Raw genomic sequence first — 26,601 nt, 5'->3', positions numbered from 1 at the left:
CGACTTCCTCTCAGCAGGTCGACAACATGGCGTTGTGCAGGGTGTTCGCGGTGGTGCGCACGTCGCCGACCGAGGCCCGTACGGCGGCCAGGTTGGTGACGTCCGGGTTGTCCTTCGCCACGCGCAGCGAGGTCGCGAGCTGGTCGGTCGCGACCCGGAGGGCGTCGGCCTCGACGCTGAACTGGGTCTTCGCGTCCGCGTAGAGCTGGTTCAGCCCGGTGCGGAGCTGTGACAGGTACGGCCGCAGGGCGGACAGCCCGCTCGCCGACACGTTCACGTCACGGATGTGGTCCACGGTGTTCTGCACCGAGTCCCAGCTGTCGCAGACCGCCGGCCGGGCGGCCTCCGCGGACGTGCAGCCGGCCAGCAGCAGGACGAGAGCGATCAGGAAACGCTTCATGGCGCCAGCGTCGCTCGCCCGTGGTGGCCGGTCCTCACCCGTGCCGGATGAGGCGGTTGCCGCACCCCTCGACCCAGGATCGGGGAGACGAAAGGGGTAGCAGATGGCCATCGGACCCGTCCAGTTGATCGTGCTCGGCTTCCGGCACCCGGACTTCCACGGCGAGGTGATCGCCGAGCTGGAACGCCTGCGGCAGAGCGACACGGTACGTGTGATCGACGCGCTCGCCGTCTACAAGGACGAGAAGGGCGCGATGGAGGTGGAGCACCTGAGCAACCTGACCCGGGAGGAGGCGGTCGAGCTGGGCAGCAAGATCGGCGCTCTGGTCGGCCTGGGCATCGAGGGGGAGACCGGCATGGAGGCCGGCGCCGCGCTCGGTGCGGCGGCCGCCGACGCCGCGGGCAAGGTCGCGGTCTTCGAGGACGCACAGGCCTGGGACGTGCTCGCGGAGATCCCGGATGACAGCGCGGCAGCGCTCATCCTGATCGAGCACCACTGGGCGGTGCCGCTGCGCGACGCGATCGCGCGGGCCGGCGGGCGACGTCTCGGCGACGGCTTCATCAGCCCGTTCGACCTGATCGACATCGGGCTGCTCAACGCCGAAGAGGCCAAGCAGCTGCACGACCTGGAAACCGCCGGAGCCTGAGGAAGGAAGCCACCATGTTCGGATCACGCAGGGTCGCCCGTCGCACCGGGCGCCGCACCGCTCGCCGCGTCACCCGGCGCGTCGGCCGCCGCTAGAGCAAGGCCGCCGCTGGAGCAGGACTGCCATACCCGGCCGGTCCCGCCGAACACCGCACATCGCGCCTTTGACGTCGGTCGTCAAGGGCGCGATGCCCGTGCGCCGGTCGGCCTCGCCAGCCGCCACAGCCTTCTTCCGTCCAGGTGCGGGGGCGAGGCCGGGACGCCGGGGCGCTGCCGGGGGACACGGACCCGCAGAGCTCCGGGACGGATTCTGAGGCGTACGGGCGTGGGCAGCAGCAGAGCCTCGCCGTCCACACCGGCCGCGACCGCAGGCTCGTCCGCGTCCACGACCGCCTCCCGGGCGGTGGCGCCGGTCACCCCGCGCCGGCCGATCAGCGCGACCGCGTCCCACGCACCGCGGACCGTCACCGCGACCACGCCCAGCTCGCCGCGATCCAGGCGCGGGCGCCGGCCGGTGTCCACCCGGTAGGCGTTGTTGCTGATCAGGATGGCCTGCGAGCCGGTCACCGTGACCCGGTCCGTGGTAAGACGCAGCGACGGACCACCGGTCAGCGCCTCCGGCAGCAGGTCGAGGGCGGTGCCGAGCTTGGCGTCGCGATACTGCGGGCTGCGTACGACGGCCGCGTACGCGCCGAACGACGCGTTGTTCACGAACGTCCGGTCGCCCACCATCCCGAGGTCGATCCGCAACTCCTCGCCGTCGGTGAGCGCCTCCAGGCAGGCCGCCGGGTCGTCCCGGTCCAGCCCGAGATCCAGCGCGAAGTGGTTGCGGGTGCCGGCGGAGACGACCAGGAACGGCAGGCCGTGCTCGGCGGCGATCCCGGCGACCAGGGCCTGGGTGCCGTCCCCGCCGGCCACCCCGAGCAGGTCGGCGCCGTCCCGGACGGCCTGCCGGGCGACCGCTGCCACGTCCACCGCGGGACCGTCCACCAGGTACACCCGCGCGCCCAGGGCCGTTGCCCGTTCGACGAGCCGGAACCGGCCGACCTTCCCGCCGCCGGAGCGCGGATTCATGATCAGGAACGGTCGCGCCGGGGCCGGGGTCCGGAACACCACCGGCGCCGCCGGGATCGTCAGGGCGCGCCGCCCGGCGGCCACCGCGCCGGCCCAGAGCAGGCCGAACAGGACGACGACCCAGATCAGGTGCGCGCGGGCGTAGAGCACGGCGACCACGCCCGGCGCCAGCACGACGACGCCGCCGGCGATCCAGCGCGGCACGCCCCGATGCGTCAGGAACCACCACGCCGCGGCCAGCGTGACAGCGCTGCCCAGCGCCGCGGTCAGCAGCAACGCGAGGCTGGCGGCCAGTCCCGCGACGATCAGAACCAGCACGGTCGCGACGGCGGCCGCGGCGAACGCGAGCCGGGCCAGCCACGGTCGTCCCTCGACTGTCTGCACGGTGCCTCCTGCGTACGTACGGGATCGGGTTGGTGTTTCGGTCGTGGAAAGCCTCCCCGCAGGCGGTATCCACCGGCCTCACTCCGGCGGGATGAGGTGGCGCGGCGGGCGCGCGGGGATCGTCGGCGGCGAACCGCGGCGTCCCGGACCGCGGGCGGGGGAAGGAGGAGACCGTGTCGAAACGGTTGCGGCACCCTGCCGAGATGCCGTTCTACGTGTTCATGGTGGTGCTCAACCTGGTGATCATCTGGCTGATCCTGCAGGCCGCGATCACCCTGCCCTACCTGCCGGAGCGGGTGGTGGACTCCGGCTGGGGCACCGCCGTGCGCTCCGCGGTCATCGGACTGCTGCTGCTGGTGCCGATCCTGGTGATCGTCCGCGAGACGCAGCGCGCGGCGGTGCGCGGCACCGCGGTCGAGCTGAGCCCGCACCAGTACGGCGACCTCTACAAGACCGCCGACGACTTCGCGCACCGGCTCGGGCTGCCCCGCCGGCCGACGCTCTACCTGACCAACGGCAACGGCGCGCTGAACGCGTTCGCCGCGCAGGCCACCGGCCACGACTACGTGGTGCTCTCCAACGAGCTGTTCGTGAACCTGCAGCAGAACAACCGGGAGGGACTGAGGTTCATTCTCGGTCACGAGCTCGGGCACATCCGGCTGCACCACGTCTCGCTCTGGTACCAGCTGTCCATCGCCTACTCGGAGCGGATCCCGGTGCTCGGGCCGACCCTGTCCCGGCTGCGGGAGTACTCCTGCGACCGGCACGGCGCGCACCTGTGCCCGTCCGGCGCGTCCGGTCTGGTCCTGCTCGCCTCGGGCCGGCACACCGAGCACACCACCGACGTGGCGCAACTGATCCGGCAGGGCCAGGCGCTGCGCGGGTTCTGGGTGGAGCTCGCCCAGCTGCCGCAGTCGCATCCGTTCACCGTGCGGCGCATCGAGCGGCTGTTCCGGCTCGGCCTGCTGCAGGCCGTGGACTAGGAGGTGAACCCGATGCCGGACGCGACATACCAGGTCCGTGTGTCCGGGGTGATCCCGGACGAACTTCTCGCCGAGCTGCGAGATCTGACCGTCAGCGTGGAGCCGCCGGAGACGGTGCTGCACGGCAGCCTGCCCGACCAGTCCGCGGTGGTCGGCCTGATCTCCCGGATCCACGGGCTCGGCCTGCGCCTGATCGAGGTCCGCCGCCTGCCGGCGGGCGACGACCAGCAGAAATGAGACCGCGATTCGGGTACGGCATGGTGCTGTTCCTGATCGTGAGCACCTACGTGCTGGCGATCCTCGCGGAACGCCGGTGGGCGGTGACCGTGCTGCTCACCGTGCAGACCGTCACCGTGTGGCAGTCGCTGCGGGTGGCACACGCCCGCCCCGGGCTGCGGCTGGCCGGCGGGATCGTGTTCGTGCTCGCCCTGACTGCGGCCGTCGTCACCGCCGTGGCCGACACCCGGGTGCTGACGGCGGCCGCCTTCTGCGCGGCCGCCGCGCTGTACCTGCTCGCCCCGATGGCGATCGTGCGTGACCTGAGCCGCCGCAATCGCGTCGACGCGCAGGCGATGCTCGGGGCGCTCGCCGCGTACCTGCTGATCGGGATGGCGTTCGGCTTCGCGTACGAGTGCGTGGCCCAGCTGCAACCCGGGCCGCTCTTCGGTGACCGGGGTGACCCGCTGCTGGCCGAGGCGCTGTTCTTCAGCTTCGTCACGGTGACCACGACCGGTTACGGCGATCTCGTCCCGGCCGGGAACCCGGCCCAGACGATCGCCGTCGTCGAGGCGCTCACCGGCCAGCTGTTCCTGGTCACCGCGGTGGCCAAGGTCGTCGAGAACTGGCGTCCCCGGAACTGGAACCGAGGGTCATCCATCGAGGATGACGCGAGCCCGCGGGAGGTCCGATGAGCATGGTGGTGCTTCTCCTCCTGGTGCTGGTCGTGATCTGCGCGACCGGCCGGGAGCGGCGGACCCGGCGGGCGTTCGCCGAGGACGGACCGACGTTCCGGTGCCGGGTGCGGTCCCGGCGCCGGTGGTCCCGATGGATGCTGGCCCGCTGGACCGGCGAGCTGCTGGTGATCCGCCGCGGCCCGGTGTTCGACCGGATCCGGCGGCTGCCGGGCGTCGTGCTGGCCGACGGCGTCGTCCGCCGGCACGTGCACGGCCGGCGCCTGATCGTGGTCCGGGTCGGCATCGGCGGCGGCGCGGTGATCGAGGTGGCAGCGGACGGCCTGGACCGCGCGGAACTGGTCGGCCCGTACGTGGCGGCCGCGTTCAGCGGTCTGGCGGCGGCGCCGGTGCGGCGCCGCCACGAGAACTGAAGGGAAACCCGACATGTCCGAGACACAGCAGAGGAAGACGTACGGCGAAGAGGAGCCCTACATTCCGCCGGGAGCCGGGCGGGAACCCACCGCCTGGGTCGGCGCGGTCGTGTTCGCCGGCGTGATGCTGCTGCTCAGCGGCGGCTTCCAAGCCATCGAAGGGCTCGTCGCCCTGTTCAAGGACGACTACTACGTGAGCACCAGCAGCGGCCTCGTGCTGACCTTCGACTACACCGGCTGGGGCTGGACCCACCTGCTGCTCGGGATCCTCGCGGTGCTCACCGGCATCGGCGTGTTCCTCGGGCAGATGTGGGCGCGGGTGGCCGGCATCATCGTCGCGGTGCTCAGCGCGTTCGCCAACATGATGTTCCTGCCCGCCTACCCGGTCTGGTGCACCATCGTGATCGCCACCGACGTCCTGGTCATCTACGCCCTCGCCGCGCACGGCCGCGAGGTCCGCTACCGCTAGGGGGCATCCATGAGTCGCATTTCCGGCTGGGCCAGCCTCGCGGCCGGCGTGTTCGCCCTGATCCTCGGGATCCTCGCGTTCGCCTGGCCGTCGGCCACCCTCCAGGTCGTCGGCGTCCTGTTCGGTCTCAACCTGCTGATCCTCGGCGTGGTCCGGGCCGGCCAGTTCCTGTTCACCGCGGACGCCCCGGTCACCGGCCGGATCATCGGCGTGATCTTCGGCGTCCTGGTCGGCCTGCTCGGCATCCTCTGCCTGCGCAACGTGGCCGGCTCGCTCAAGTTGTTGCTGGTCATCGTCGCGCTCGGCTGGCTCCTGGACGGTCTCGCCGAGATCTTCACCTCGGTCGGCTCGTCGGGCGGCGGCTGGCGGATCGCCCTCGGCCTGATCGCGGTCCTGGCCTCGGTCGCGATCCTGGTCTGGCCCGGCCTCGGCCTGGCGACGTTCATCCTGTTCGGCGCCACGACGCTGTGCTTCGTCGGGATCGGCGGCATCATCGTCGGCATCGCCGGGCTCCGCTCCCGGCCCGCTTGATCCGTTCACCCCCGCGCCGCCCGGGCTCCGCGCCCGGGCGGCGCCTTACTGCCCCGATCCCGTGGTACGCCGATCCGCCCGGCGTCCATGCGGGCGAACACGGTCAGATGTCCGCCGGCATCGACAACGGCGATTGACGGCGGGATGCCGCTGCGACACGCTCGGGAACGACCGCTCGTGGCGAGCGACTCCCTCGTCATAGCTGCCAGCCCTGCTCGAGCAGGTCGAAGAGCCGGTCGACGGCGGCACGCCGGTCTGGGCGACCGGCGGCGAGCGCGGGGATCTCGAGGACGAACCGGGCCAGGCTCACGCACGCCAGGTCGTCCGGCTCCGCGCCGGTCTCGGCCGCGATGGCGGCGGCCAGGGCGTCGGTGTGCCGGGCCCACATGCGCTCGGAGTACTGCCGCAGCGCGGGAGTGGAGTTGACCAGGTCGGTGAACTCCGACAGGCGCGGGTCGGTGGCGATCGGAAGCCACGACGCCAGCACGTGATCGCGGAGAGCGGCGATGACGCCGCGGCCCGGCGGTCGTTCCCGCACGACTGCCACCAGCCGCGCCTCCTTGTCCGCTTCCTGGTCGAACACCAGGGCTTCCTTGCCCGGGAAGTGCATGAACAGCGTGCTCGTGGACACGTCGGCGGCGTCGGCGACGTCACGCACGCTCACCTTGTCGTAGCCCCGGTCGAGGAACAGGCGCAGCGCCGCGTCGGCGATCGCCTGGCGGGTGGCCGCTCTCTTGCGTTCGCGGCGGCCGGGGGCTGGCGGAGTGGACATGACCATACCGTACTTGATCCGAACCGGTCCGACAATAGACTGATTGCATAATCGGAACGGTTCTGATTTTATGAGGGGCATGAGATCACCAGCACCGAGCTCTGCCCGGATCAGCATCATCGGCGCCGGCCCTGGCGGGCTGACCTGCGCGCGCATCCTTCAGCGGCACGGCCTCCAGGTCACCGTGTACGACGCCGAATCCGGCCCGCACGCCCGCAATCAGGGCGGCACCCTCGACCTGCACGCCGACAACGGCCAGATCGCACTGCGCGAGGCAGGCCTGCTCGACGAGTTCTTCCGGCTGTCCCGGCCGGAAGGGCAGGAGATGCGGCAACTCGACACCGCCGGGAACCTGCTGATGCACCAGGTGCCGGACGCGGGGGACCGGTTCAAGCCCGAGATCGACCGCGGTCAGCTGCGCGACCTTCTGCTCGATTCCGTACGGCCGGGAACGGTCGAATGGAGTCGTGCCCTGGAGTCCGTCGGCGGCCCGGCGGAAGGTCCCCGGCAGCTGCACTTCGCGGACGGCACCGTCGTCGAGACCGACCTGGTGATCGGCGCGGACGGCGCGTTCTCCCGGGTACGGCCGGCAGTGTCCGACGCTGTCCCGCAGTATGCCGGCGCGACCTTCCTGGAGGCGTGGTTCGACGAGGTCGAGACCCGGCACGCCGACCTGTCCGATCTGGTCGGGCAGGGCAGCGCCACCGCCACCGACGGCGACCGCGCCGTCTTCGCCCAGCGCAACAGCGGTGGGCACATCCGCGTCTACATCATCCAGCGGGCACCGATCGACTGGATCCGCGCGGCCGGACTCGCCCCCGGCGACACCGCGGCGATCCGGGCACACCTGCTCAACCAGTTCGCCGCCTGGTCACCACGGATGCTGCGGATGATCACCGAGAACGACGGCCCGTACGTCGACCGCCCGCTGTTCGTGCTCCCGGTGCCGCACACCTGGGCGCCGGTGCCGACGGTGACGCTGCTCGGGGACGCCGCGCACCTGATGCCACCGCTGGGCGTCGGAGTCAACCTGGCCATGCTCGACGCCAGTGATCTCGCGCTGGCACTTGCCGGTTCCGCCACGGTGGACGCCGCCCTCCGGGCGTACGAGCAGATCATGCTGCCCCGATCCGTCGAGCTGGCCCGCGCACTCGAGGGCGGCGCCGAGATGCTGCTCGCCGTCGACGATCCCGACGGCGAGGACCGGTTCCACGCCTTCGCGGAGCGCGGGGACGCCCGATGACCCTGACCCACTTCGCCGACGAGACGTACGGCGCGGGCCTGCGGCTCGACGTGTACCGGCCGGCCGGAGACGAGACCCGGCCCGCGGTGCTGTACGTGCACGGCGGTGGCTGGGGACGCGGCGACCGGACAACCGACGTGGACGAACGGGTCCGGCCGCTGGCCGAGGAGGGGTTCGTCGTGGCAGCGCTGGACTACCGCCTCCTTCCGGAGCATCACTTCCCGACACCGGTCGACGACGTCGTCGCGGCGGCGGCCCACCTGCGGGCCGGCGCGCGGCGGTTCGGCCTCGACCCGGATGCGCTGGGCGTCTGGGGATCATCGGCGGGGGCCAGCTTGGGAACACTGGCCGCTCTGCGCTCCCCAGGACTGTTCCAAGCTCTGGTCCACTACTGCGGACCGGTGGACTTCGTCGCCTCGGCCAGCCGCAGCCCGATGGAGAGCATGCTGCTGGGCGGCCCGATCGAAAGCGCCTACCTCGGTGGTGACGGCGAGGACTACCTCGACCGGGCGAGGGCGGCGAGCCCGCTGACCTACGCCGGCGCGCCGGCACCGCCGAGCCTGATCGTGCACGGCGACCGCGACCGGATCACCAGCGTCGGCGAGGCCAGGGCGCTGCACGACCGGCTGTCACGCGCCGGGAACGAGTCGACCCTGATGACGGTGGCCGGTGCCGGTCACGACGATCCACGGTTCAACGGCCCGCTCGTCCGCGCGGCCACGACCGGCTTCTTCCGGGCCGCTCTGAGCTGAGCCGGCCGCCACGAGGACGTGCTGAAATGCCGTCCCACGCATAGTGCGCCTTTCCAACCTGATCTTGCAGGTCAGCGCGGGTTGGGCGGGGGTGGTGATCGATGAGGGCGAGGCTCCGGGGAGGACAGCAGATCGACCAAACCCCGATGCCCGACCGGAAGCCTCGCCATGCTGTCCTACCCTGCCACGATCTCCTTGTCCGGCCGGGCCCTGAACCACCCGGCCGCGCGCATCCGCGGCTGACCCGGGCCGTCAGGCCCTGCTCGCCTTCGTCCACCTACGCAACGGCGACACCTACACCCGCCTCGCCGCCGGCTTCGAGATCGGGATCGTTACCGCCTGGCGCTACGTGCAGGAAGCGATCGCCCTTCTCAGCTCGGCCGCCGGTGACCTCACCAGCGCGCTGCGTGACCAGCCCAGCGGTTCACTCACATCGGCGCGAGCGCGCACCGTCCAGCGCCTCGCAGCCGTGACGGTGGCGGCGACGAACGGATCGCGGCAGATGAACACGTCGTCCTGGCTGGGTTCGGAGCGGCTACCGTGTGCAGGTGACAGAGGGTCCGCCACAGCAAAACCGCTCACTGGACGACGCGGAACGCCGACGGGCAATGGAAATGATCCGTCGCGTTCGAGATCCCCAAATTCCTGACGAAGCCGCCAGCGCGCTCCTCGATGACCTCTCGAAGCTGCTGGTGTATCCCAGAGTCAGCGATCTCCTCTTCTGGCGTACGCCCGAACTCACCGACGAGGAAGTCATCGCTGAAGCATTGCAATATCATCCTTTCGTCGGCTGAACAGCCTGGAGTCACCCGGAATCGATCCTGATCAGCCACCGCGGTCGAGCCGAGCGCCCGGCCGGCGCAACCATAACGAAATTCCGCCGGACACACTCAACTCGGCGCGAGCGTGCGCCAGCCAACTTTGGTCGGCGTGACCCTGCGTGAGGGCCCTTCGTCAGTGCGCCGCGAGCTCGGCAGCAGATTTAGTGCGACGGCGCGGATCATGCGGCACCGTTCCCACATGAGTTGCGCTCAGTCACTGCCGACTCGAGCCAGGTCCGGGTCGGCGCGAAGGTCCGCCTGAACGCCTCGGTGGTCAGCGTCGAGAAGGTGGACGGCGATGGGGTGCAGGGCCCTTCGACTTCACCGTGGGGATGGACGGATCGCCGAAGCCGGTCTGCTGGCGCGGCCGATCTCCCGGCTCTATGCCCGACTGCGGCGCCGGATCCCGCAACTGAGCCGCCCCTGCCGAACGGCGGCCGGTCGCTCCTAGGCGGTGACCACCAGGTCGGGAAGCGGCCCCATTGCTTCGCTCCGGGGGTGCACATCTAATGGGATCCATGCTTCGTGATGCTGGGCGCCGGCTGAGAGGTGCCGTGTTCAACGAGAACATCGATCTCTACGTCATGGCGGTGGCCGCTCTCGTATTCACGATCCTCGGCGCGACGGGTCTCACCAGTACCACCACGCTGATCTCTATGACCCTGGCGGTCCTCACCGGCTTGGCCGTTTCACAGATCAAGACTCGCCGCTACGTCGCCCAGGTGGCGGCAAGCCCTCGCGCCAACCCTTCCGCGCTGTTGCGTACCGACTTCCCCGACGATCTCACGCGGCGCCGTGAGGCGGCCTCCGATCTGCTGTACGTGGGGATCGCGATGGGTCGCACAACGCAGACCTCGGCGGAGGCGTTCCACCACATCCTGACTCGCGGAGGACGGATACGTGTCCTACTGATCGACCCGACCGACGACGCCGTGGTGGCCGAGGCGTTCCGCCGCCGTCGCCGCCCCGCGGACCCCGAGCGGCTGCGATCAACGGTGCTGGCCTCGCTGACCTCTCTGGCCGAACTGGATGTCGGCGCGGCCGGATCGATCGAGGTGCGCGTGTCCCGGTACGTCCCAGCTGTGGGGATCAGCGCCACCGACACTGGTGCGAAGGACGGCCTCGTGGTGGCGCAGCTGTACGAGTACCGCGCCCAGGGGGAGCCGGCACCCATCTTCCAGCTCGCTGCTACGGACGGCTATTGGTACCGGCACTTCCTCGACGAGGCGGAGCGGATGTGGGCCGACGGCGTGCCTTGGCCCCTGCCGGTGGACGAGCGCGCCGGGCGTTCGCCCCGGCCGGTGTTCGCGCAGTCCTTCGGAGAGCCGGTGACCGAGGCCATGGCGCGGTCCCGCCACACGTTGATCACCGGTGCTGCCCGCAACACGCTGCTGACGAGCCAGTACGGTCTGTTCGAGCGAAGGCTCTCGGAGGGAGCCGAGCTACGGTTTCTCCTGCTGGATCCAGCGTCGGCCGCGGTGGCGGTGGCGGCTGAGCGGTACTACGTGCATCGGGCGCCTGACGCGCTCCGTATGCGGATTGAGCATTCGCTGCGATTGCTGGCGGAGTTGAGCCGAGCCGCCGGTGGGCGGTTACGGGTACGCCTCACGGCCTATCCCCTCGCGGCCGGCCTTATCGCCACCGGGAGCCAGCCTGACGTGACCGGCACTGAGTTGCTCTTCGTCGAGTACTTTACCTATCAGGCGCCGGGCGAGCCGAAGTTTGTGCTCACTCGCGACGACGGCTGGGCGTTCGACAACTTTCTCGGTGAGGCCGAGGCCTTGTGGGCGGGCGCCCTGGAAGTCGATCTAGGCCGCGTTTCATAACGCTTGGTAGTGATGGGTGGGAAGGGGGCCGGGCCCGTCAACCGCGCACCGACGAGCCTGGGCGGCTAACGGCTGATGTCCTTGCCAGCGTCACACTAAGTGGTCCAAGTCGTAAATCCTTCTGGGGTTATGCGGCCAGGGCCAGTGCGGCAGGCTGGTGATCGCAGCTGGCGGGTTGCTGGAGGTTCTGCTCTTTCTGTTCGTGTCGCTCGATCCGGGCCATCAGGTCCTCGAGGTCGGCCGGGGTGAACTTCCATCTGAAGGGCCGGGCGGTCGCGTTGTAGCGCTGCTCGAAGGCGGTGATTCGGTCTTCGACCTGGTCAAGGCTGGTGAAGTCGTTGGGCGTCAGGACCTTGCGCTGCACGATCGAGAAGTAGATCTCGATCTGGTTCGTCCACGAGGCGTGGACCGGCGTGTGGATCATGACCGCGTTCGGGAACCGCGCCGTGAGCCGGTCGGCCGCGGCCTGACCACGGTGTGAGGAGCCGTTGTCGACCACCCAGAACACCCGCTTTGCGCAGGCATACGGTTCTTGAGTCATGACCTGCTCGACCAAGGTCATGAACGGAGCGATGCCGGTCTTCGCGTTGCGGTGAGAGAAGACCCGGGCCTGGTGGACGTCGTAGGCAGCCAGATAGGTCAGGGCGCCTTTGCGCTGGTATTCGTGGTTGACCCGCATCATCCGGGCGACACCGGGCGCGAGGGTCGGGTGGCAGCGGCAGCGGGCCTGGATGCTGGTCTTCTCGTCGCTGGAGATCACGTACTCGTCCGGTCCGAGTGGGACGCCGTCGAACGTGCGAGCGTAGAGGCCGAGTACGCGGGCGGCTTTGACGGCGAACTGCGGGTCGCGGATGAAGATCCAGGACTGGTGCTGCCAGGGCTTGATCGTGTCGTCGGCCAGGATCCGGCGGATCGTGGACGCCGAGATCGAGGTGGCGATCCCACGGCCGACGGCGGTGGCGGCCAGCTCCGGAGCGCTCCATTTCGCGAGGGGGACCTCGGTCTCGGCCGGTAGCTGACAGGCCAGGGCTTTGACCTCGGCGACCTGCACCGGCGTGAATCGGGGCGGCCTTCCCGGCCGGCGCCGGTCGGCCAGGCCGGGCAGACCCTGATCGGCGAACCGACCACGCCAGCGGCGCACGGTGTCGACGCTCACCCGGTGCCGGCCGGCAATCACATTGTTGGAATCCCCACGGGCGGCATCGCAGACGATCCGGGCACGGATGACCTGCTGGTAGCCGGCGGTATGGGAGTGCGCCAGAACGTCGAGCCGTCGCTGCTCGGCGGTGGTCAGAATGATGGGGCGGGCAGACAGGACGGGCAACCGGGAGCCTCGACAGACATCGATCATGTTCGGGGTCCGCCGAGACTGCCGGGTACTGGTGCCGCTACCGGGTACCGACACGCCGGACGGCAGGATGTGACCCATGCCTGTGATTCCCGCGTCCACCAAGATCTCGCTGGTGCAGCGGCTGTGTGATCACGCCAAACAGTGCTGGCCGCAGCTGGCCACGGTCCACGTGCGCTACCACGGCCAGTTCGCCTACGTCACTGGCGAGCTGACCAGCGGCGAGCAGATCCCACTGATGCGACTGCGCTACAGCGGATCCGCGCACCGCTGGGGCACCGCGATCTATGTCGGCAGCACGAACAGCTACGAAAGCCAGGTCTGGTTCAGCGGCACCACCGAAGAAGCCTTCGACCTCGTCTGCGACATCCACATCGGCACGATTACGCCCGAACCGTAAACCCACCCGTCACCCGTCAACCCCCGACGGATTTACGGCTTGGACCACTAAGTGCGCTCGGATCGCGGCATGAGAGTGAACCGCAAATAGCCAGCGGCTCACTCGGGCCTGCAACAGCTGCGATACTCCTACGAGGCGTTGTGACGTTCAGTCGAAACGCGGCTACCGCGCGCGCAAGACGTCGTCCGTACGGCGACGTTGCCTAACGCAGGCGTTCGGCAGCGGCCGCGTCAACCGCAATCGTGGTAATGGGCGGCGGACTGTAGGTCTCGACGCGGCGAACTACTGCAGTCGTGATGTCTACCCCGTCTACGGCGAGAGGCACTTCGTCACCCACGCATAGCTCGCCTCCCTCTAGGGTGCCGGAAGCCCGGACCAATGGCTTTACCGATAACGCCGTTAGGCCCTATGGTGCGAGTCGCGCAATGCGTGGATTTTTAGGCCCTACCGCCAGTGAGCACGTCGACCGAACGGTCCGCGGCAACAGCATCCCGCCAGAATCCGAATCTGCCGATGTGCGCGCACGGGTCTTGCTGGTAACTCCGAACGCTGCCGTCGGGTCGGCGTGCGATCGCGCGGATGGCATGATCGCCGTGAACGCTCACCTGTAGCGACGATCCCTTGTCAGAGCATTCGGGAGGGGGGTCCAAATGACGCTTGACGAGGTATTTCGTCAAGTCAAGACCCTAGACGGTGACGCGTGGCCGTCCGTGCGTCAGCTGGCCATGAGCGGAGACCGCTCGCTGATCCCGCCCGTCCAGGCCGCACTGGAACGGTATCTCGATGAGGAGGACTGGTACGGCCGGGATTTCATGGTCTACATCCTGGCCGGCCTTCGCGGGGTTGCTGCGTTCCCGCTGCTGCTGCGCGCCTTCGCCCGTCCCATGCGGGGTAACGACCTCGACAATATCTGCGCATGGCTGGCCGCAATCATGGAGACGGACCCGGCGGCGTGCCGTCCCACCATTCTATCGTTCATTGCCACCGGCCATCGTGACCTGCGCAGTGCCGGGCTGTGGGCCCTCGGCCATATCATCCAGTCCGGCGACGTGGAACTGCTGCAGCAGGCGCTGGCCGACCCCGACCCAAAGATCCGTCAAGATGCGCTTGGCGCGCTGTCGAGCCTCAAGAGTGACCGACGCGCCTACGAGTTGGTGCTGTCCATCCTGCACGACCCGGACGCTTCGACCCGGCGATCTGCGGTACTGCATCTGCGCTGGTTCGCTGCTGCGGCCGCCATCGAGCACTGGCACGGCTGATCCAGGATCCTGACGTGAGCATCCGGTCAGCGCTGGGCGAGACGATCGGTAACTTGGCTGTCGGCACCGATCGCTCGGCGATGGCAACCGATGCCCTGCTGTCGTTTGCTTGCCGACACCGCGCCGCAGGTACGCACCGGAGCAGCGCGCGGTCTCGGCGTGTTGGGAGCGCCCACCTACGCGCTCGGCCGGAGTGCACGGCCGCGCTCGGAATGCGGCAGAACAGGGCGTTCGAACGGGATGCGCTCCCTCATGCCGTAAGGTGCGCGGATGGCATCGGAAGTGCACAAGTTGCTAGTGCCTCGTCTTTGAACGTTGGCCGTGTAATCCGGCGGTTCTGAGGCTGTTTCGGGCAGGCTGTTCCTCTCGCTGTTGTGTGGGAGGTGGTGCCGGGTGGGCCGACGGTTGTGTGACGCAGATCCGTTCTGTGAGGAGGAGTGCTAGTGAACGATGCGTCGGCTGAATGGAACACCTTCCCGCTCGATGTCACGGCTGTAGATATTCTGATGCGTGGGAGGTCTGCGCTTGATGGTGGAGACGTCGTGGCGGCTGCGAACTGGTTCATCTATGCGGAGCGGCTGGGTGCCGCTGAGGCCGGCAGCGCCCTTCGCGCGACCATTCCACTTCTTGAAGACGCGGTAAGTGGCGGCGATGCGGCTGCTGCTGCTGCGCTTGCGGGCGTGCTGTTGAATCTGAATGAGTGTGATCGGCGTATCGCTGACTTGTTCCGCCAGGCGGATCTTGCTGGAGTGCCGGAAGGGCGGCGAGGGCTCGGCTATGTGCTGGCGACGGGTTTGGGCGTTGAGAAGGATATAGCGCAAGCGAATAAGTGGTACCTGTCTGCTGCGAATTCTGGGGATGGTTACGCTGCCTACAACCTGGCTCTGAATTTCTTCAATGGAGCTGGTGTCATCAGGAATGCGAAACAGTACATGCATTGGCTGACGGTCGCGGCCGAGCGTGGAGTACCAGAAGCGTGCGCCCGTCTCGGGGATGCGCTCACCGCACAGAGGCACTACGATAAGGCCGTGGTTTGGCTTGAACTTGCCGCCAGGCGCGGGCAGGTGCAGGCGATGTCTGTGCTGGCGGATAGATATCGTGACGGACTAGGTGTCTCGGTAGATTTGATACAAGCAGTTCGATGGTATTTGTGCATGCTTGATCATGGCCGAGGAGATGGTGTGCATGAAGCGCTGGCTCTCGCTTCTTCCATGACTGCGCAGCAGTTGCGGGAAGCAGGCCGACTATCGGGTCATGAATCGGATGCTGAGCTGTTGATTCAGCACCAATCTTCGAATGGGTCTCGTGGTGACGATCTCGGATCGTAGTGTAATGGTCGGCTGACTGATCGCCGCTAATATCGATCACGTCGGTGCTATTGAGCCTAAGATTAATTCATGTGATGCTGCGGGATCGGCACCGTGGCTGGCACAGGGTCAGTTGTGAGGTGCTGGCGTGAAACCCGCTCCCGGCCGGAACCGGAAGCGGGCTATCACCTCGTACGAGAATCAGGCTTTGCGAAAGAAGTGGCAACTCGACTGCAGTTCGCGATGCGAGGCGAGCTGAAGAGGTTCTCTTCATAGGGTCGATCCCATTTGAGGCGATGAGGCCCGTGCGACGTAGGAAGTGAATTACTTTGAGGAGACGAGTCTCCGTTCGAGGCAGGCGGGAGTTGAGATGCCGGCGCTAAGTGAACACATGAATGTCTACACCACGGCAATAGCAGTCCTGGAGGCTAAAGGATTCTACATCTGGTACAACAGGAAGCAAGATAGCTTCTGTGCTCAGCGGGATGGCTGGGATTTTTGGGCAGATAATCCAATTTCCCTTCTCGGTCTCGTGGCAATATTTGAATATAAAAATCCGAGCGAATTCACGCATCGCTGGTGGGAAACTACCGGTAGTATTCGATACCCAGACGTTCCTGAGACTGCGCCCGAGTACACGGCGGTATACGATAAACCGAGATGCGAAAGCGAGGATAAATGGGGCTAGTGCCTCGTCATGCGGCCTTGAAGGGGTAATCCGGGTGGCGGATCTTGGACTTGGTGGCGTATCCGGTTTTCGGGCGGGCGCGCTGGTTGTGCCAGCGGATGTAGTCACCGATCGCGCTGTCTTGCTCGGCATGTGAGCGGTGGTCGGTGCCGTTGAGGGCGAAGTAACGCAGGGCGGCGAACTCAGCCTCGATCCAGTTCAGCCAGGAACTGTAGGTCGGCAGGAAGACCAGCTCGACCTGGTTGGCCTGGCACCAGGCCCGGACGGTGGGATGCTTGTGCGGGGAGAAGTTGTCCAGGATCAGATGCAGCCTCTGGCCTGGCCAGCGGCGGCGCAGGCTCTTGAGGAAGTCGAGGAACTCGCCGGAGCGTTTCCGGTCCCGGATCCGGTAGTGGATCTTGCCGGTGGCCAGGTCGAGGCTGGCGATCATGTGCCGGACACCGTGCTCGCGGTGGTAGGTCGCCCGGAGCCGGACCGGCTTGCCCCGCGGTCTCCACGCTTTGCCCGGCCGGGGCTGCAGATTCAGCGGCCCGAACTCGTCGACGCAGACGACCCGCCCGCCGGCCGGCGGCCGATCGTAGAGCTCGAGGATCGCTCGCATCTTGGCGGTGAAGTCCGGGTCGTTGCTGGCCTTCCACGTCTTCGACGTCTGCCAGGTGACGCCGCGTTCGCGCAGGATCCGCCGGACAGTCTCGATGCTGATTGTGCTGACCTGGCCGGTGGCGATCAGGTAGTCACGCAGCTTGGACAGTGACCAGCCCGAGAACGGCTGGCCGAGGAATCGGGGGTCACACCGGGCGATCACGCAGATCCAGTCGCGGGCCTGCTCACTGATCTTGTTCGGTGTGCCCTCTCTCCATTTTGGGTCCAGCGCGTCGAACCCCCGCTCGTTGAACGCGTGGATCACGTCACGCACGTAGTCCTCGGTGGCCTTGAGCAGGTACGCGATGTCGGGCACCGGCTGGCCCTGGCCGGACATCAGCACCACGATCGAGCGGCGTAGCTTGACCGGGTTCTTCGCAGTCCGCTTCGCCCCTACGGCAAGTACCTGCGTTGGGAGCTGGAAAGGCGGCAACGACGCGCGCGCGGCCCTTTACGGTTGACGGCTTCGCCGCTTGCGTGAGGGAGTCCCTGCTGGCGGAGAGGTACTGCGAGGGGGGTCCTGACAGGGTCTGTTAGACGGGCAAAACGGGCGCGTACGGTCGGATGCATGGCCGACAAACAGCAGATCCGGGCCGATATCCGGGAATTCCTGACCACGCGGCGGGCGCGCATCACGCCTGAGCGGGCCGGGCTGCGGGTGTACGGCGGCAGCCGCCGCGTCGCCGGTCTGCGCCGTGAGGAAGTCGCCACGCTGGCCGGGATCAGCGCCGAGTACTACACCCGCCTGGAACGCGGTAACGTCGCCGGTGCGTCCGAGAGTGTCCTCGACGGCATTGCCCAGGCGTTGCAGTTGTCCGAGGACGAGCGGACCCATCTGTACGACCTCGTGCAGGTCGCCGGCAGCAGCCGGCCCGCGGCCCGGCGCCGGCCGACGCAGGTGCGGGTCCGCCCGGCCGTGCAGCGGATCATGGACGCGCTGGTGCTGACCCCGGCGTTCGTCGTCGACTCGCGGCTGGACATCCTGGCCGCCAACGAGCTCGGGCGGGCCCTGTACGCGCCGATCCTGGCCGACCCGGTGCAGCCGTCGAACCACGCCCGGTTCCTGTTCCTCGACCGTCATGCCGGGGACTTCTGGCGGGACTGGAACCAGGCCGCCGACGACGCGGTCGCGCTGCTGCGCGGTTCGGCGGGCCGGGACCCGTACGACGAGCGTCTGTCGAATTTGATCGGGCAGTTGTCGACGCGCAGTGATGACTTCCGGGTCCGCTGGGCCTCGCATGACGTGCGCGCGCACCTGACCGGCGCCAAGCGCATCCATCACCCGGAGGTCGGCGACCTCGAGCTGCCGTTCGAGTCGATGCCGCTGCCGTCCGACCCCGGTCAGAACCTGGTCGTGTACAGCGCCGAGCCCGGCTCACCGTCGCACGCCTCGCTGCAGATCCTGGCCAGCTGGGCCGCCCGTCCCCGTGCGGAACAGCCGGAACCAGGTTGGTGAGCCCGAACCCACCTACTTCTGAGAAGGAAGCATCATGACCACCGAAGTCACTGTCGTCATCGGCGCCGGCTCCATGGGCCAGGCCATCGCCCGCCGCATCGGCGTCGGCCAGACGATCCTGCTCGCCGACATCAACGAGGACAACGCCAAGGCCACCGCCACCGCCCTGACCGGCGCCGGCTACCGGACCAGCACCGCCAAGGTCGACGTCTCCTCGCAGGTTTCCGTCCGCGAGCTGGCCGACGCCGCCGCCCGGCTCGGCGCCGTCACGCACGTCGTGCACACCGCCGGGCTCTCCCCGGGGCAGGCGTCCCCGGAAGCGATCATCGCCGTCGACCTGGTCGGCACCGCGCACGTCCTGGACGAGTTCGCCCGGGTCATCGCGCCCGGCGGGTCCGGCATCGTCATCTCCAGCCAGGCCGGTTACATGATCCCGCCGTTGCCGCACGAGCAGAACGAGGCCTTGGCCCGTACGCCTGCCGGTGAGCTCGCCGCGCTGCCGTTCCTGCAGCCGGACACCATCGTCAACTCCGGGATCGCGTACGCCGTGGCCAAGCGCGCCAACACGCTGCGGACCCAAGCGGCGGCCGTGACCTGGGGCGATCGTGGCGCCCGGGTCAACTCGCTGAGCCCCGGCATCATCATGACCCCGCTCGCGCTCGACGAGCTGAACTCCCCGGCGGGCGCCCTTTACCAGGAGATGATCAAAGCGTCGGCGTCCGGGCGGGTCGGCACCCCGGACGAGATCGGGACCGTCGCCGCGTTCCTGATGGGCCGCGACGGCTCCTTCATCACCGGCTCCGACCTGCTCATCGACGGCGGTGTCATCGCCTCCATCGCCGCCGGGCGCTTCCAGGTCCGGGTCGGGGGCTGACCGCCGCGGCGTCACGCGACGCGGTTCTCAGCCAGGCCGCGTACGTCAATGGTCGCGTTCTGTGGTGCCGAGGAGCTGTTCTCGCTGGTCGAGCGCCGTCTGCCGGTCGTCGAGCATCGCCTCCCGCTTCCCCTGCTCCTCGTCACGGCGGTCGGCGGTCTCGGCGCGCCGGTCCAGTGCGTCGTCACGCGAGTTCAGGTCCTCAACGCGGCGCTGCGCGTCGTCGGACTCGTCGGTGTGCTGCTGTTGCTGCTGCCGCAGGTCGGCCTGGCGTTCGTCACTGAGCTTGCGCAGCCTCTGCAGCGAGGCCGCCATTTCACTGGTGCGCTGGAAGTCTTCGGGCATGGATTCACTGTGCGCCGTGACGGATGTGCTGCGGGGCGATAACGCTGTACGCGGCTCTCGCATCACCCCCGCCCGGCCGGGGCCGCGTTGGCATAAGTCCGCGAGGTGCCGAATGCTCGGCGCGACATGATCGGACGTGGACGGGCCCGGCGCCTCGGTGGAGGCGCCGGGCCCGTTGCCGCGGGGCCGCTATCCGCGGTAGCGCTGGAGGAACAGGGCCTCGGCGTGGGCGAGGTTCGCGATCTCGGACGGGTCCACGCTCTCGTTCGGCGCGTGGATCAGGGCGAGCGGTTCCTCCACCCCCATCAGGATGATCTCCGCCGACGGGTAGGTCTGCGCGAACACGTTGCACAGCGGGATCGAGCCGCCCTGGCCCAGCGTCGTCATCTCCCGGCCGTACGCCTCGTGCATCGCGGAGGCGAGCGCCCGGTAGGCGGGCCCACCGGTGTGCGCCTCGAACGGCTGCCCGAGCGCTTCCGTGACCGCCGAGACCCGGACTCCCCACGGCGCGGCCGCGTGCAGGTGGGCGATCAGCGCGTCCTGGGCCTTGACCGCGTCCGTTCCGGGTGGCACCCGCAGGTTCAGCCGTGCCCGGGCGTGCGGCTGGATGGCCGCGGCCGAGCCGACCACAGGCGGGCAGTCGATGCCGAGGACGGTCACCGCGGGCCGGGCCCAGAGCATGTCGGACACCGATCCGCCGCCGATCGTCCGGGCCCCGCCGACGAGCCCGGCATCGGAGTGGAACTGCGCCGCCGGATACGGCTCGCCGAGCCACGTCTGGTCGTTGTCCAGCCCGGTGATCGTGGTGTTCCCGGCCCGGTCCCGCAGCGACGACAGCATCTGGATGAGCGCCGCGAGCGCGTCCGGTGCGGCCCCGCCGAACATCCCGGAGTGCAACTCGCCGCCGAGCGCCGACACCTCGACCACCACGTTGACCAGGCCGCGCAGCGACACCGTGGCGGCCGGCGCCCCGACCGCCGCGTTCCCGGTGTCGCAGACCAGGATCGCGTCCGCCCGCAGGAGTTCCGGGTTGCGGGTCACGAAGTCCTCGAGGCCGCCCGTGCCCTGCTCCTCGGAACCCTCCACGATCAACTTCAGATTGACCGGTACGTCGTCACCCAGCGCCCGCAGAGCGGTCAGGTGCATGACGATGTTGCCTTTGCAGTCCGCCGCGCCACGCCCGTACCAGCGTCCGTCGACCGGGGTGAGCTGGAACGGCGGCGTCCGCCAGGCCTTCTCGTCGAGCGGCGGCTGCACGTCGTAGTGCGCGTAGAGGAGCACCGTCGGTGCGGACGGGTCGGCTCCACGGCGTACGCCGAAGACCGCCTTGCTGCCGTCGGCCGTGGGGTGCAGGCCCAGGTCGGTGAAGCCGGCCTGGGCGAAGTTGTCCACGATCCAGTTCGCCGCCCGGTCACACTCGGCCGGCGGGAACTGCCGCGGGTCGGCGACCGAGCGGATCGCGACCAGGTCGGCCAGGTCGGCGCGGGCGCGGGGCATCAACTCGTCGATGTGGGCACGCAGGTCCATGTCAGGCGTCCTTCAGGTCGTCGATCAGGTCCTGGAAGGCGTCCGCGTACTGCGGGCAGTAGACCTTCATGATGATGAGCTGGCCCTGCAGGATCTTGTTGTCGACGAGCACCGGCCGCTGTCCGGGGCCGGCCGCGCCGTTCGTGATCATCCCGTAGAGCGTGCCGCGCCGGAGCGCGTCGTCCGGGTCGGCGCAGATCGCGCCGCCGTCGTCACCGAGCACCCGGACGATGGAGTCCTTGTAGGGCACCCGCAGGCCGGCGCTCGACAACGCGGTCTGCAGCTGCTGGGCCTTGACGTTCGCCTGCTCGGTCTCCTTCTTGCCGTGGTAGGAGAACAGGGCGACGCCGGCGAGCAGCAGGAGCACGAAGGCGACGACCCCGTAGACGATCCGGTCGCTTTTCATGCCGTCACCTCCGTCTCGGTCTTCCACGAGGGTTTGCGCAGCCGGTAGAAGAGGTACGGGACGAGCAGCCCCAGCCCGAGCGCGCCACCGGCGACGATCGCCAGGTAGACGCCGACGTTGCCGCCGCCGAACTGCGACGACGGGACGAAACCGATCAGCAGCGCGGCGAGCGAGGCGGCGAAACCGACACCGCACAGGGCGGTCAGCATCGGGGCCTTGTAACCGCGCGGGTGGTCAGGCTGGTTGCGGCGCAGTCGCACGGCGGCCACGAACATCAGCAGGTACATGATGAGGTAGACCTGCGTGGTGATCACCGAGAAGATCCAGTACACGCTGGACACGTCCGGGATGAAGGCGTATGCCAGCGCGATCACGGTGGTGACCAGACCCTGGACGACCAGGATGTTCTGCTGGACGCCGTGCTTGTTGAGCCGCTGCAGGAACGGCGGCAGGTAACCCTCGGTCCGCGAGATCAGCAGCAGCCCGCGCGACGGCCCGGCGAGCCAGGTGAGCATGCCGCCCAGCGACGCGGCGACCAGCATGACGCCGAGGATCGGGGTGAGCCACTGGGAGTCGAACGCGGCGAACACCGCGTCGAAGGCCTGCATCACGCCGGCGGTCAGGGACAGCTCCTCGGCCGGCACGATCCAGCTGATGGCCAGCGCCGGCAGGATGAAGATGAGCAGCACCAGGCCCATGGACAGGAACATCGCCCGCGGGAACTCCCGGCCGGGCTTGCGCAGTGAGGAGACGTGCACGGCGTTCATCTCCATGCCGGAGTACGACAGGAAGTTGTTGACGATCAGCACCAGGCTGGACAGCCCGGCCCAGGCCGGCAGCAGGTTGCTCGCGGTCATCGGCGCGGCGGACTCGTTGCCCTGTCCCAGGAACGCGATGCCCAGGATCACCAGCAGCGCGCCGGGGACCAGGGTGCCGATGATCAGGCCGCCACTGGCCAGGCCGGCGACGCCGCTGGTGCCGCGCGAGGAGACCCAGACACCGGCCCAGTAACAGACCATGATCACGATGGCGGTCCAGAGGCCGCTGGAGGCGAGGTCCGGGTTGATCACGTAGGCGAGGGTGCTCGCCACGAAGCCCAGCAGGCTGGGGTAGTAGAAGATGGTCATGGCGAACTGGCACCACACCGCGAGGAACCCCATCGGCTTCGACAGTCCCTGGCTGACCCAGTTGTAGACGCCGCCGTTCCAGCCGGACGCCAGCTCCGCCGAGACCAGCGCGGTCGGCAGCAGGAACACGATGGCCGGCACGAGGTAGAGGAAGATGCTGGCCAAGCCGTAGACCGCCATGGTGGGCGACGGGCGCAGACTGGCCACCGAGCTGGTGGTCATCAGCGCCAGAGCCACCCACGAGAGGTACTTCACCACTGGCACGGGTTTCGGCGGTGAGGTCGCCTGGTCTTCCGCCTCTGCGCTCACGTCGCCTCCCTTCGGGTAGTCGAGAACTCGGCGGAATCATCGGCAGACGTGGATTCCGGTCGTCTCATCCCGGGAGAATGGTTCGGGTCCAACCGGCCGCCGAACCAGGAGCCGGCGGCAGCCATCGTCAGGCCGAGCAGCTCCAGCAGCAGCAGGCCCGGGTCCGCGACGCGAGCCGCCCCACGGACCCGGATCAGGACCAGCACCGCGAAGAAGATCAGCACGCCCATGTCCAGCAACAGGATGAGGAAGCGGCCCTTCGCGGCGGCCGGTTGCCCGGTCGCTCCGGCGTCCAGGGCGCCGGCGACCGCGGCCAGCACACCTCCGGCAAGGCCGGCGATCAGGTTCCAGTACGCCAGGGTGCCGATGATCGCGGGCGCCCCGAGCAGCGTCGCCAGATCGAGGATGATCGCCACCGCGAAGAGTCCGAGCGGGAACATCAACAGCAACGGCTGAACCGCGTTGCCGCCGATACTGAGCCGGTTCTGCATGGTTACCCAGAGTGCTTTTCACCACGATCAAGGACGTCATCCCGTACGGATGAACCGCCCCAGCGCCCGGTAGATCGGGTGCCCGCACAGCACCCCGAGTGCGATCGACACCATCGAGGCGGTCGCGCCGATCAGGTCCTCGACGCCGCGCACGGTGTCCTGACCCAGATACTCGGTCATCCCGATCAGGGTCAGCGCGCCCGGCACCAGCAGCCAGAACCCGGGCAGGAAGGAGACCAGCGCCGGTGGCCCGGACGGCAGCCGCTCCACCAGGCAGGCCACGACGGTCAGCACCAGCGCGCCGACGAAGCCGCTCAGATAGCCGCCGAGCACCAGGTTGCCCAGGTACTGGCTGATCCATCCGGAGTAGAGCACCAGCAGCAGCCAGCCCAGCGAGCGTCGCGGAGCGGCGAACAGCAGATAGGTGCCGCTGACGACGACGAGCGGGCCCAGCCAGGGTGCCCACCAGCCGACCGTGTTCGGGGCAAGGTCGTCCGCCGCCGGCGTCGGCACGCCCACGAGGTGGGCGGCACCGATGATGCCGAACGCCAGCAGCAGCAACTGCAGCGCGCCGGCGACCAGCCGGCTCGAGCCGGTGATCATCTCGTACGCGGAGAGCTCGACGACGCCCATCGTCAGCATCGCCCCCGGCAGGAACGTCACCAGCGGCGCCACCATCGCCCGCAGGTCGGCGTCGGCCCAGCCGCCACCGGCCAGGAGAAACGTGATCCCGGAGACCGTGAACGCGGCGATCACCGGCATGATCATCTGCGCGCTGGCCCATCGTGCGCCGGCCAGGCGCATCAGCCCCACCACGACCCCGAAGAGCACGGCGAGCAGAACGTCGGCCCAGGTCGGGGCCAGGATCAGGCACAGGCCGCCGATCATGATGGCGTGGCCCAGGGTGCGGGTCGCCGCGCCGAACCGCGGTGGCATGCCGACCGCGGCAAGAACCTGCTCGATGCCGGCGGCCGGAGTGAGCGCCGCCCGCTCGGCGTCGCGCAGGACGTCGTACACCAGAGCGGTCTGATCCAGCCGCAACCCGCCGCGGAGCTGGCGGGTCGGCTCCAGCGTGGCCGGCTGCCCCGGTTCCAGGGAGACCACCAGGTACGTCGGCAGGACGCTGACCCGGGTGTGCGGCGCGCCGTAGGCGGCCGCGACCTTCAGCAGGCGCTCCTCGATCCGGTTGACCGCCTCCCCGGCGGCGGTCAGCGCGCTGCCCAGGTAGAGCAGGAACTGTCGCAGCTCTCGCTCGTCCATGCCGAGGAAGGTAGGCGGACCCGGTGGCCCGGCGATTCATCCGGCGCGAGCGATGCTCCATCGGCCCGGGCACCGAGAGGCTTGCCGCAGCGACAACCGAGGAGCGCGCCCGTGCGCCGGCGATTCGCCCGGCACCCCCGGTCGCCTCAGGAGTGGGGTATCGATGAGAATCTTGCACCGGCGGCGCCCGGCGGCGATGCTCCTGGTCGCGGCCGTGCTGATGACCGCCCCGGTTGCCTGCAGCGGGGAGGGGACGCCCAAGGCGCTGCCGTCCGACCGGCCGTCCGCCGAGCGCACCGTGGACCGGACCACCCCGCCCGATGCCGACGGCGACGAGACCACGTCGCGGCCGGAGCCGACGAACACCCGGACGACCCGGACCACCGATCCGACCAAGACCAAGGAGCCGACGAAGGAACCGACCAAGGAGCCTACGAAGGAGCCGACCAGGGAACCTACGAAGGAGCCCACCAAGGAGCCTACGAAGGAACCGACGAAGGAGCCTGTCAATGCGGCGACGTCGACGCCGGTGGCGGTGCCGGTCGCGGAGCAGGACGACAGCGTCCTCGGGGTCTGGGGATGGCTGCTCCTGATCGGCCTGCTCACCGCCCTGGTGGCGCTGCTGCTGACGAACCGCAACCGTAAGACCGGCGCGTGGGACAGCGAGGCGCGCGGCCTGGCGGGGGAGACCCGTACCGTCCTCGGCACCCGGCTCCCCGCGATCCTGACCACGCTCGACGCCGGGCAGCGCGCCCTGGCCTGGCCGCCGGTCCGCGACGACCTGACCTCCCTGGAGACCCGCTGGGCAGCCCTGCTGGAGACGGCGCCGGACGGCGAACGGCAGAACTACGCTAGCCAGCCCGCCACGATCCTGCGCGACCTGGTCGACGCCGTCGACGCGGAGAACGACGCGCTCGCCGCCGGCCGCGAATGGCGGCTGCTGCGCCCCCGGCTCGACGCGATCATCGCGGCCCTCACCGCGGCCCTGGAACCGGCCACCACCGCCGTCCCGGCCGGCCCGCCGCCGCCGCCCGCCGGCATGGACAGCCCGCCGCCCGCCGGCACGGAAGGCCCGCCTCCGCCCGCCGGCACGGACGGGCCGCCTCCCGCGGGCGGGCCGCGCGTCAACGAGTACGGCGAGCCGGACGATTACTGAGCCTTTTCACCCTGCGTAGCGATTCGCTTCGACGTCGTGCAGGACGAGGATTGCCTGCACGATTGCGGTCGCTCGGCGCGGGCGGCTGCGAAACTGCGACCCGCGGTCGGTCTGCGGCACGCAGTCGGTTCGTCACCGACGCTGACGGGAATGCGTGTTATGTCCGAGCCGTCTTCGTTTATAGACTCGGGGGATGGGTGAATCGGTGTCCGTGCCGAGCCGCGATCTAGCATTCCCCGTTTTCGATGTTGTTTCTGCGAGGTTCGGGGCGCCTGGCTGGGGCGGGTGGGTAGAGGCGGATGGTGCGATCTTCGCCGTGGCTCGGGTGCGCGGTGGCGCTCCGGACAAGGAAGGGCCGGATGGCTCCCGGCAAGGGGTCACCGTCTGGTCTTTCGCGCCGGACTCCGTGTCGGAAGACTATTCGGGACCAGCTCACCAGGCTGTTCTGGCATTCGCGCGCAAATACGCGGAAGGTCACAGCATTTCGGTGCGGCAGTCCGCTGAGCGGCTTATCGGCTCGGCGTCGTCCGGCGGAGTGGTTGTCCCGATTGTGGTGAATGGCGGTCCGGCGGTCGGCAGGTTGCTCGAGGTAGAAGGTCTCGGGTCGGTGATCTCGTGTGCCGAACCCACTCACGCTTTCGCCGCGGCATTCTTCCTGGCTGACCCGGTACTGCAGTTCGAGCGAGTCGTTGCCCTCAACCCGTTACGTGGGCCGGCCTGAAGAACTGGTGATCCCGCCTCGGCAACGCGTCGCCCGTGGCATGATCCGCGCCCTCGGGAAG

The 26,601-nt window shown here is 68.8% G+C and carries 29 protein-coding genes and 2 pseudogenes; 19 read left to right on the top strand and 12 right to left on the bottom strand.

The window, feature by feature from the left end; translation table 11 throughout:
* Positions 1-10: 10 nt before the first annotated feature.
* On the bottom strand, positions 11-400 hold the full coding sequence (locus tag Acy02nite_RS25615; protein WP_203744860.1) for a hypothetical protein: 390 nt from the start codon (positions 398-400) through the stop codon (positions 11-13).
* A gap of 103 nt (positions 401-503) precedes the next feature.
* On the opposite strand from Acy02nite_RS25615, the gene Acy02nite_RS25610 reads away from it, so the two are divergent.
* Complete coding sequence (locus tag Acy02nite_RS25610) at positions 504-1,046, top strand: hypothetical protein (RefSeq protein WP_203744858.1); 543 nt, start codon at positions 504-506, stop codon at positions 1,044-1,046.
* Positions 1,047-1,222: 176 nt separating this feature from the next.
* Here the strand turns inward: Acy02nite_RS25610 and Acy02nite_RS25605 are convergent, their stop codons facing one another.
* Positions 1,223-2,503 (bottom strand): diacylglycerol/lipid kinase family protein, encoded by a 1,281-nt coding sequence (locus Acy02nite_RS25605; protein WP_239175205.1) that lies wholly within the window; start codon positions 2,501-2,503, stop codon positions 1,223-1,225.
* A gap of 173 nt (positions 2,504-2,676) precedes the next feature.
* Here Acy02nite_RS25605 and Acy02nite_RS25600 point away from each other — a divergent pair, with 173 nt between their 5' ends.
* From Acy02nite_RS25600 to Acy02nite_RS25575, 6 genes are read left to right on the top strand one after another with little or no spacing between them, the layout of a single operon-like run.
* Positions 2,677-3,486: a M48 family metallopeptidase gene (locus Acy02nite_RS25600; RefSeq protein WP_239175204.1), complete on the top strand. Its 810-nt coding sequence runs from the start codon at positions 2,677-2,679 to the stop codon at positions 3,484-3,486.
* 12 nt (positions 3,487-3,498) lie between these two features.
* Positions 3,499-3,723, top strand: coding sequence for a DUF8691 family protein (locus Acy02nite_RS25595; protein WP_203744856.1), 225 nt, complete (start codon positions 3,499-3,501; stop codon positions 3,721-3,723).
* A complete protein-coding gene (locus Acy02nite_RS25590) occupies positions 3,720-4,397 on the top strand; it encodes a potassium channel family protein (RefSeq protein WP_203744854.1) in 678 nt (225 codons plus the stop codon). The genes Acy02nite_RS25595 and Acy02nite_RS25590 overlap by 4 nt, the downstream gene beginning before the upstream one ends.
* Positions 4,394-4,810 (top strand): hypothetical protein, encoded by a 417-nt coding sequence (locus Acy02nite_RS25585; RefSeq protein ID WP_239175203.1) that lies wholly within the window; start codon positions 4,394-4,396, stop codon positions 4,808-4,810. The genes Acy02nite_RS25590 and Acy02nite_RS25585 overlap by 4 nt, the downstream gene beginning before the upstream one ends.
* Positions 4,811-4,823: 13 nt before the next feature.
* Positions 4,824-5,279 carry a DUF7144 family membrane protein gene (locus tag Acy02nite_RS25580; RefSeq protein WP_203744852.1) on the top strand — a complete coding sequence of 152 codons (456 nt, stop codon included), beginning with the start codon at positions 4,824-4,826 and terminating at the stop codon, positions 5,277-5,279.
* Between the two features lie 9 nt (positions 5,280-5,288).
* On the top strand, positions 5,289-5,810 hold the full coding sequence (locus tag Acy02nite_RS25575; RefSeq protein ID WP_203744844.1) for an HdeD family acid-resistance protein: 522 nt from the start codon (positions 5,289-5,291) through the stop codon (positions 5,808-5,810).
* A gap of 196 nt (positions 5,811-6,006) precedes the next feature.
* On the opposite strand, the gene Acy02nite_RS25570 is transcribed toward Acy02nite_RS25575, so the two are convergent.
* Positions 6,007-6,582: a TetR/AcrR family transcriptional regulator gene (locus Acy02nite_RS25570; protein WP_203744842.1), complete on the bottom strand. Its 576-nt coding sequence runs from the start codon at positions 6,580-6,582 to the stop codon at positions 6,007-6,009.
* A 79-nt stretch (positions 6,583-6,661) separates the two neighbouring features.
* On the opposite strand from Acy02nite_RS25570, the gene Acy02nite_RS25565 reads away from it, so the two are divergent.
* From Acy02nite_RS25565 to Acy02nite_RS25545, 5 genes and pseudogenes are all read left to right on the top strand, one after another.
* Entirely contained in the window at positions 6,662-7,825 is a 1,164-nt protein-coding gene (locus Acy02nite_RS25565) for an FAD-dependent oxidoreductase (RefSeq protein ID WP_203744840.1), read from the top strand.
* Positions 7,822-8,577, top strand: coding sequence for an alpha/beta hydrolase (locus Acy02nite_RS25560; RefSeq protein WP_203744838.1), 756 nt, complete (start codon positions 7,822-7,824; stop codon positions 8,575-8,577). Before Acy02nite_RS25565 ends, Acy02nite_RS25560 begins: the two co-directional genes overlap by 4 nt.
* A gap of 168 nt (positions 8,578-8,745) precedes the next feature.
* Positions 8,746-8,983, top strand: a pseudogene (locus Acy02nite_RS25555) (helix-turn-helix domain-containing protein); the annotation flags it as partial.
* Between the two features lie 142 nt (positions 8,984-9,125).
* Positions 9,126-9,371: a bacteriocin immunity protein gene (locus tag Acy02nite_RS25550; RefSeq protein ID WP_203744940.1), complete on the top strand. Its 246-nt coding sequence runs from the start codon at positions 9,126-9,128 to the stop codon at positions 9,369-9,371.
* Between the two features lie 581 nt (positions 9,372-9,952).
* Positions 9,953-11,224: a hypothetical protein gene (locus Acy02nite_RS25545; protein ID WP_203744836.1), complete on the top strand. Its 1,272-nt coding sequence runs from the start codon at positions 9,953-9,955 to the stop codon at positions 11,222-11,224.
* A gap of 127 nt (positions 11,225-11,351) precedes the next feature.
* Here Acy02nite_RS25545 and Acy02nite_RS25540 read toward each other — a convergent pair whose 3' ends face one another.
* On the bottom strand, positions 11,352-12,548 hold the full coding sequence (locus tag Acy02nite_RS25540) for an IS630 family transposase (protein WP_203744834.1): 1,197 nt from the start codon (positions 12,546-12,548) through the stop codon (positions 11,352-11,354).
* A gap of 103 nt (positions 12,549-12,651) precedes the next feature.
* On the opposite strand from Acy02nite_RS25540, the gene Acy02nite_RS25535 reads away from it, so the two are divergent.
* The 3 genes from Acy02nite_RS25535 (at position 12,652) to Acy02nite_RS25525 (ending at position 15,559) form a co-directional block, all read left to right on the top strand.
* The gene (locus Acy02nite_RS25535; protein WP_203744832.1) at positions 12,652-12,972 is read left to right on the top strand and encodes a hypothetical protein; all 321 of its coding nucleotides are present in this window, start codon (positions 12,652-12,654) and stop codon (positions 12,970-12,972) included.
* 650 nt (positions 12,973-13,622) lie between these two features.
* Positions 13,623-14,231, top strand: coding sequence for a HEAT repeat domain-containing protein (locus Acy02nite_RS25530; RefSeq protein ID WP_203744830.1), 609 nt, complete (start codon positions 13,623-13,625; stop codon positions 14,229-14,231).
* Positions 14,232-14,674: 443 nt separating this feature from the next.
* Positions 14,675-15,559 carry a tetratricopeptide repeat protein gene (locus Acy02nite_RS25525; RefSeq protein WP_203744828.1) on the top strand — a complete coding sequence of 295 codons (885 nt, stop codon included), beginning with the start codon at positions 14,675-14,677 and terminating at the stop codon, positions 15,557-15,559.
* Between the two features lie 674 nt (positions 15,560-16,233).
* Here the strand turns inward: Acy02nite_RS25525 and Acy02nite_RS25520 are convergent.
* The gene (locus Acy02nite_RS25520; protein ID WP_203744826.1) at positions 16,234-17,301 is read right to left on the bottom strand and encodes an IS630 family transposase; all 1,068 of its coding nucleotides are present in this window, start codon (positions 17,299-17,301) and stop codon (positions 16,234-16,236) included.
* A gap of 135 nt (positions 17,302-17,436) precedes the next feature.
* Between Acy02nite_RS25520 and Acy02nite_RS25515 the strand changes: the two genes are divergently transcribed.
* Together Acy02nite_RS25515 and Acy02nite_RS25510 are read left to right on the top strand one after the other, a co-directional pair.
* On the top strand, positions 17,437-18,324 hold the full coding sequence (locus Acy02nite_RS25515; RefSeq protein ID WP_203744824.1) for a helix-turn-helix transcriptional regulator: 888 nt from the start codon (positions 17,437-17,439) through the stop codon (positions 18,322-18,324).
* A 34-nt stretch (positions 18,325-18,358) separates the two neighbouring features.
* Positions 18,359-19,198, top strand: a complete 840-nt coding sequence (locus tag Acy02nite_RS25510; protein WP_203744822.1) for an SDR family oxidoreductase — start codon at positions 18,359-18,361, stop codon at positions 19,196-19,198.
* A 45-nt stretch (positions 19,199-19,243) separates the two neighbouring features.
* On the opposite strand, the gene Acy02nite_RS25505 is transcribed toward Acy02nite_RS25510, so the two are convergent.
* The 6 genes from Acy02nite_RS25505 to Acy02nite_RS25480 all read right to left on the bottom strand — a co-directional run bounded on the left by Acy02nite_RS25505 (position 19,244) and on the right by Acy02nite_RS25480 (position 24,663).
* Positions 19,244-19,543: a hypothetical protein gene (locus tag Acy02nite_RS25505; protein WP_203744820.1), complete on the bottom strand. Its 300-nt coding sequence runs from the start codon at positions 19,541-19,543 to the stop codon at positions 19,244-19,246.
* A 189-nt stretch (positions 19,544-19,732) separates the two neighbouring features.
* Positions 19,733-21,070: a dipeptidase gene (locus Acy02nite_RS25500; protein WP_203744818.1), complete on the bottom strand. Its 1,338-nt coding sequence runs from the start codon at positions 21,068-21,070 to the stop codon at positions 19,733-19,735.
* A gap of 1 nt (position 21,071) precedes the next feature.
* Complete coding sequence (locus Acy02nite_RS25495) at positions 21,072-21,476, bottom strand: hypothetical protein (protein ID WP_203744817.1); 405 nt, start codon at positions 21,474-21,476, stop codon at positions 21,072-21,074.
* Complete coding sequence (gene gadC / locus Acy02nite_RS25490) at positions 21,473-22,912, bottom strand: glutamate/gamma-aminobutyrate antiporter GadC (RefSeq protein WP_203744815.1); 1,440 nt, start codon at positions 22,910-22,912, stop codon at positions 21,473-21,475. The genes Acy02nite_RS25495 and gadC overlap by 4 nt, the downstream gene beginning before the upstream one ends.
* The gene (locus tag Acy02nite_RS25485) at positions 22,909-23,403 is read right to left on the bottom strand and encodes a DUF2231 domain-containing protein (RefSeq protein ID WP_203744813.1); all 495 of its coding nucleotides are present in this window, start codon (positions 23,401-23,403) and stop codon (positions 22,909-22,911) included. The genes gadC and Acy02nite_RS25485 overlap by 4 nt, the downstream gene beginning before the upstream one ends.
* A 36-nt stretch (positions 23,404-23,439) precedes the next feature.
* Positions 23,440-24,663: a threonine/serine exporter family protein gene (locus tag Acy02nite_RS25480; RefSeq protein WP_203744810.1), complete on the bottom strand. Its 1,224-nt coding sequence runs from the start codon at positions 24,661-24,663 to the stop codon at positions 23,440-23,442.
* Positions 24,664-24,826: 163 nt separating this feature from the next.
* Between Acy02nite_RS25480 and Acy02nite_RS25475 the strand changes: the two genes are divergently transcribed.
* The gene (locus tag Acy02nite_RS25475; RefSeq protein ID WP_203744808.1) at positions 24,827-25,819 is read left to right on the top strand and encodes a hypothetical protein; all 993 of its coding nucleotides are present in this window, start codon (positions 24,827-24,829) and stop codon (positions 25,817-25,819) included.
* 6 nt (positions 25,820-25,825) lie between these two features.
* Here the strand turns inward: Acy02nite_RS25475 and Acy02nite_RS47780 are convergent.
* Positions 25,826-25,909: pseudogene (locus tag Acy02nite_RS47780) on the bottom strand (IS5/IS1182 family transposase); the annotation flags it as partial.
* 103 nt (positions 25,910-26,012) lie between these two features.
* On the opposite strand from Acy02nite_RS47780, the gene Acy02nite_RS25470 reads away from it, so the two are divergent.
* Positions 26,013-26,540, top strand: coding sequence for a hypothetical protein (locus tag Acy02nite_RS25470; RefSeq protein ID WP_203744806.1), 528 nt, complete (start codon positions 26,013-26,015; stop codon positions 26,538-26,540).
* Positions 26,541-26,601 lie beyond the last annotated feature (61 nt).

The organism is Actinoplanes cyaneus (assembly GCF_016862095.1).
GTDB classification, from domain to species: Bacteria; Actinomycetota; Actinomycetes; order Mycobacteriales; family Micromonosporaceae; genus Actinoplanes; species Actinoplanes cyaneus.
This window is presented reverse-complemented; position numbering and strand designations above follow the sequence as displayed.

What these genes read in the sequence shown, in the direction of transcription:
- Acy02nite_RS25615 (WP_203744860.1), bottom strand. Translation starts at nt 400, where the DNA reads ATGAAGCGTTTCCTGATCGCTCTCGTCCTGCTGCTGGCCGGCTGCACG.
- Acy02nite_RS25610 (WP_203744858.1), top strand. Translation starts at nt 504, where the DNA reads ATGGCCATCGGACCCGTCCAGTTGATCGTGCTCGGCTTCCGGCACCCG.
- Acy02nite_RS25595 (WP_203744856.1), top strand. Translation starts at nt 3,499, where the DNA reads ATGCCGGACGCGACATACCAGGTCCGTGTGTCCGGGGTGATCCCGGAC.
- Acy02nite_RS25590 (WP_203744854.1), top strand. Translation starts at nt 3,720, where the DNA reads ATGAGACCGCGATTCGGGTACGGCATGGTGCTGTTCCTGATCGTGAGC.
- Acy02nite_RS25585 (WP_239175203.1), top strand. Translation starts at nt 4,394, where the DNA reads ATGAGCATGGTGGTGCTTCTCCTCCTGGTGCTGGTCGTGATCTGCGCG.
- Acy02nite_RS25580 (WP_203744852.1), top strand. Translation starts at nt 4,824, where the DNA reads ATGTCCGAGACACAGCAGAGGAAGACGTACGGCGAAGAGGAGCCCTAC.
- Acy02nite_RS25575 (WP_203744844.1), top strand. Translation starts at nt 5,289, where the DNA reads ATGAGTCGCATTTCCGGCTGGGCCAGCCTCGCGGCCGGCGTGTTCGCC.
- Acy02nite_RS25570 (WP_203744842.1), bottom strand. Translation starts at nt 6,582, where the DNA reads ATGTCCACTCCGCCAGCCCCCGGCCGCCGCGAACGCAAGAGAGCGGCC.
- Acy02nite_RS25565 (WP_203744840.1), top strand. Translation starts at nt 6,662, where the DNA reads ATGAGATCACCAGCACCGAGCTCTGCCCGGATCAGCATCATCGGCGCC.
- Acy02nite_RS25560 (WP_203744838.1), top strand. Translation starts at nt 7,822, where the DNA reads ATGACCCTGACCCACTTCGCCGACGAGACGTACGGCGCGGGCCTGCGG.
- Acy02nite_RS25535 (WP_203744832.1), top strand. Translation starts at nt 12,652, where the DNA reads ATGCCTGTGATTCCCGCGTCCACCAAGATCTCGCTGGTGCAGCGGCTG.
- Acy02nite_RS25530 (WP_203744830.1), top strand. Translation starts at nt 13,623, where the DNA reads ATGACGCTTGACGAGGTATTTCGTCAAGTCAAGACCCTAGACGGTGAC.
- Acy02nite_RS25515 (WP_203744824.1), top strand. Translation starts at nt 17,437, where the DNA reads ATGGCCGACAAACAGCAGATCCGGGCCGATATCCGGGAATTCCTGACC.
- Acy02nite_RS25510 (WP_203744822.1), top strand. Translation starts at nt 18,359, where the DNA reads ATGACCACCGAAGTCACTGTCGTCATCGGCGCCGGCTCCATGGGCCAG.
- Acy02nite_RS25505 (WP_203744820.1), bottom strand. Translation starts at nt 19,543, where the DNA reads ATGCCCGAAGACTTCCAGCGCACCAGTGAAATGGCGGCCTCGCTGCAG.
- Acy02nite_RS25500 (WP_203744818.1), bottom strand. Translation starts at nt 21,070, where the DNA reads ATGGACCTGCGTGCCCACATCGACGAGTTGATGCCCCGCGCCCGCGCC.
- Acy02nite_RS25495 (WP_203744817.1), bottom strand. Translation starts at nt 21,476, where the DNA reads ATGAAAAGCGACCGGATCGTCTACGGGGTCGTCGCCTTCGTGCTCCTG.
- Acy02nite_RS25485 (WP_203744813.1), bottom strand. Translation starts at nt 23,403, where the DNA reads ATGCAGAACCGGCTCAGTATCGGCGGCAACGCGGTTCAGCCGTTGCTG.
- Acy02nite_RS25480 (WP_203744810.1), bottom strand. Translation starts at nt 24,663, where the DNA reads ATGGACGAGCGAGAGCTGCGACAGTTCCTGCTCTACCTGGGCAGCGCG.
- Acy02nite_RS25475 (WP_203744808.1), top strand. Translation starts at nt 24,827, where the DNA reads ATGAGAATCTTGCACCGGCGGCGCCCGGCGGCGATGCTCCTGGTCGCG.
- Acy02nite_RS25470 (WP_203744806.1), top strand. Translation starts at nt 26,013, where the DNA reads ATGGGTGAATCGGTGTCCGTGCCGAGCCGCGATCTAGCATTCCCCGTT.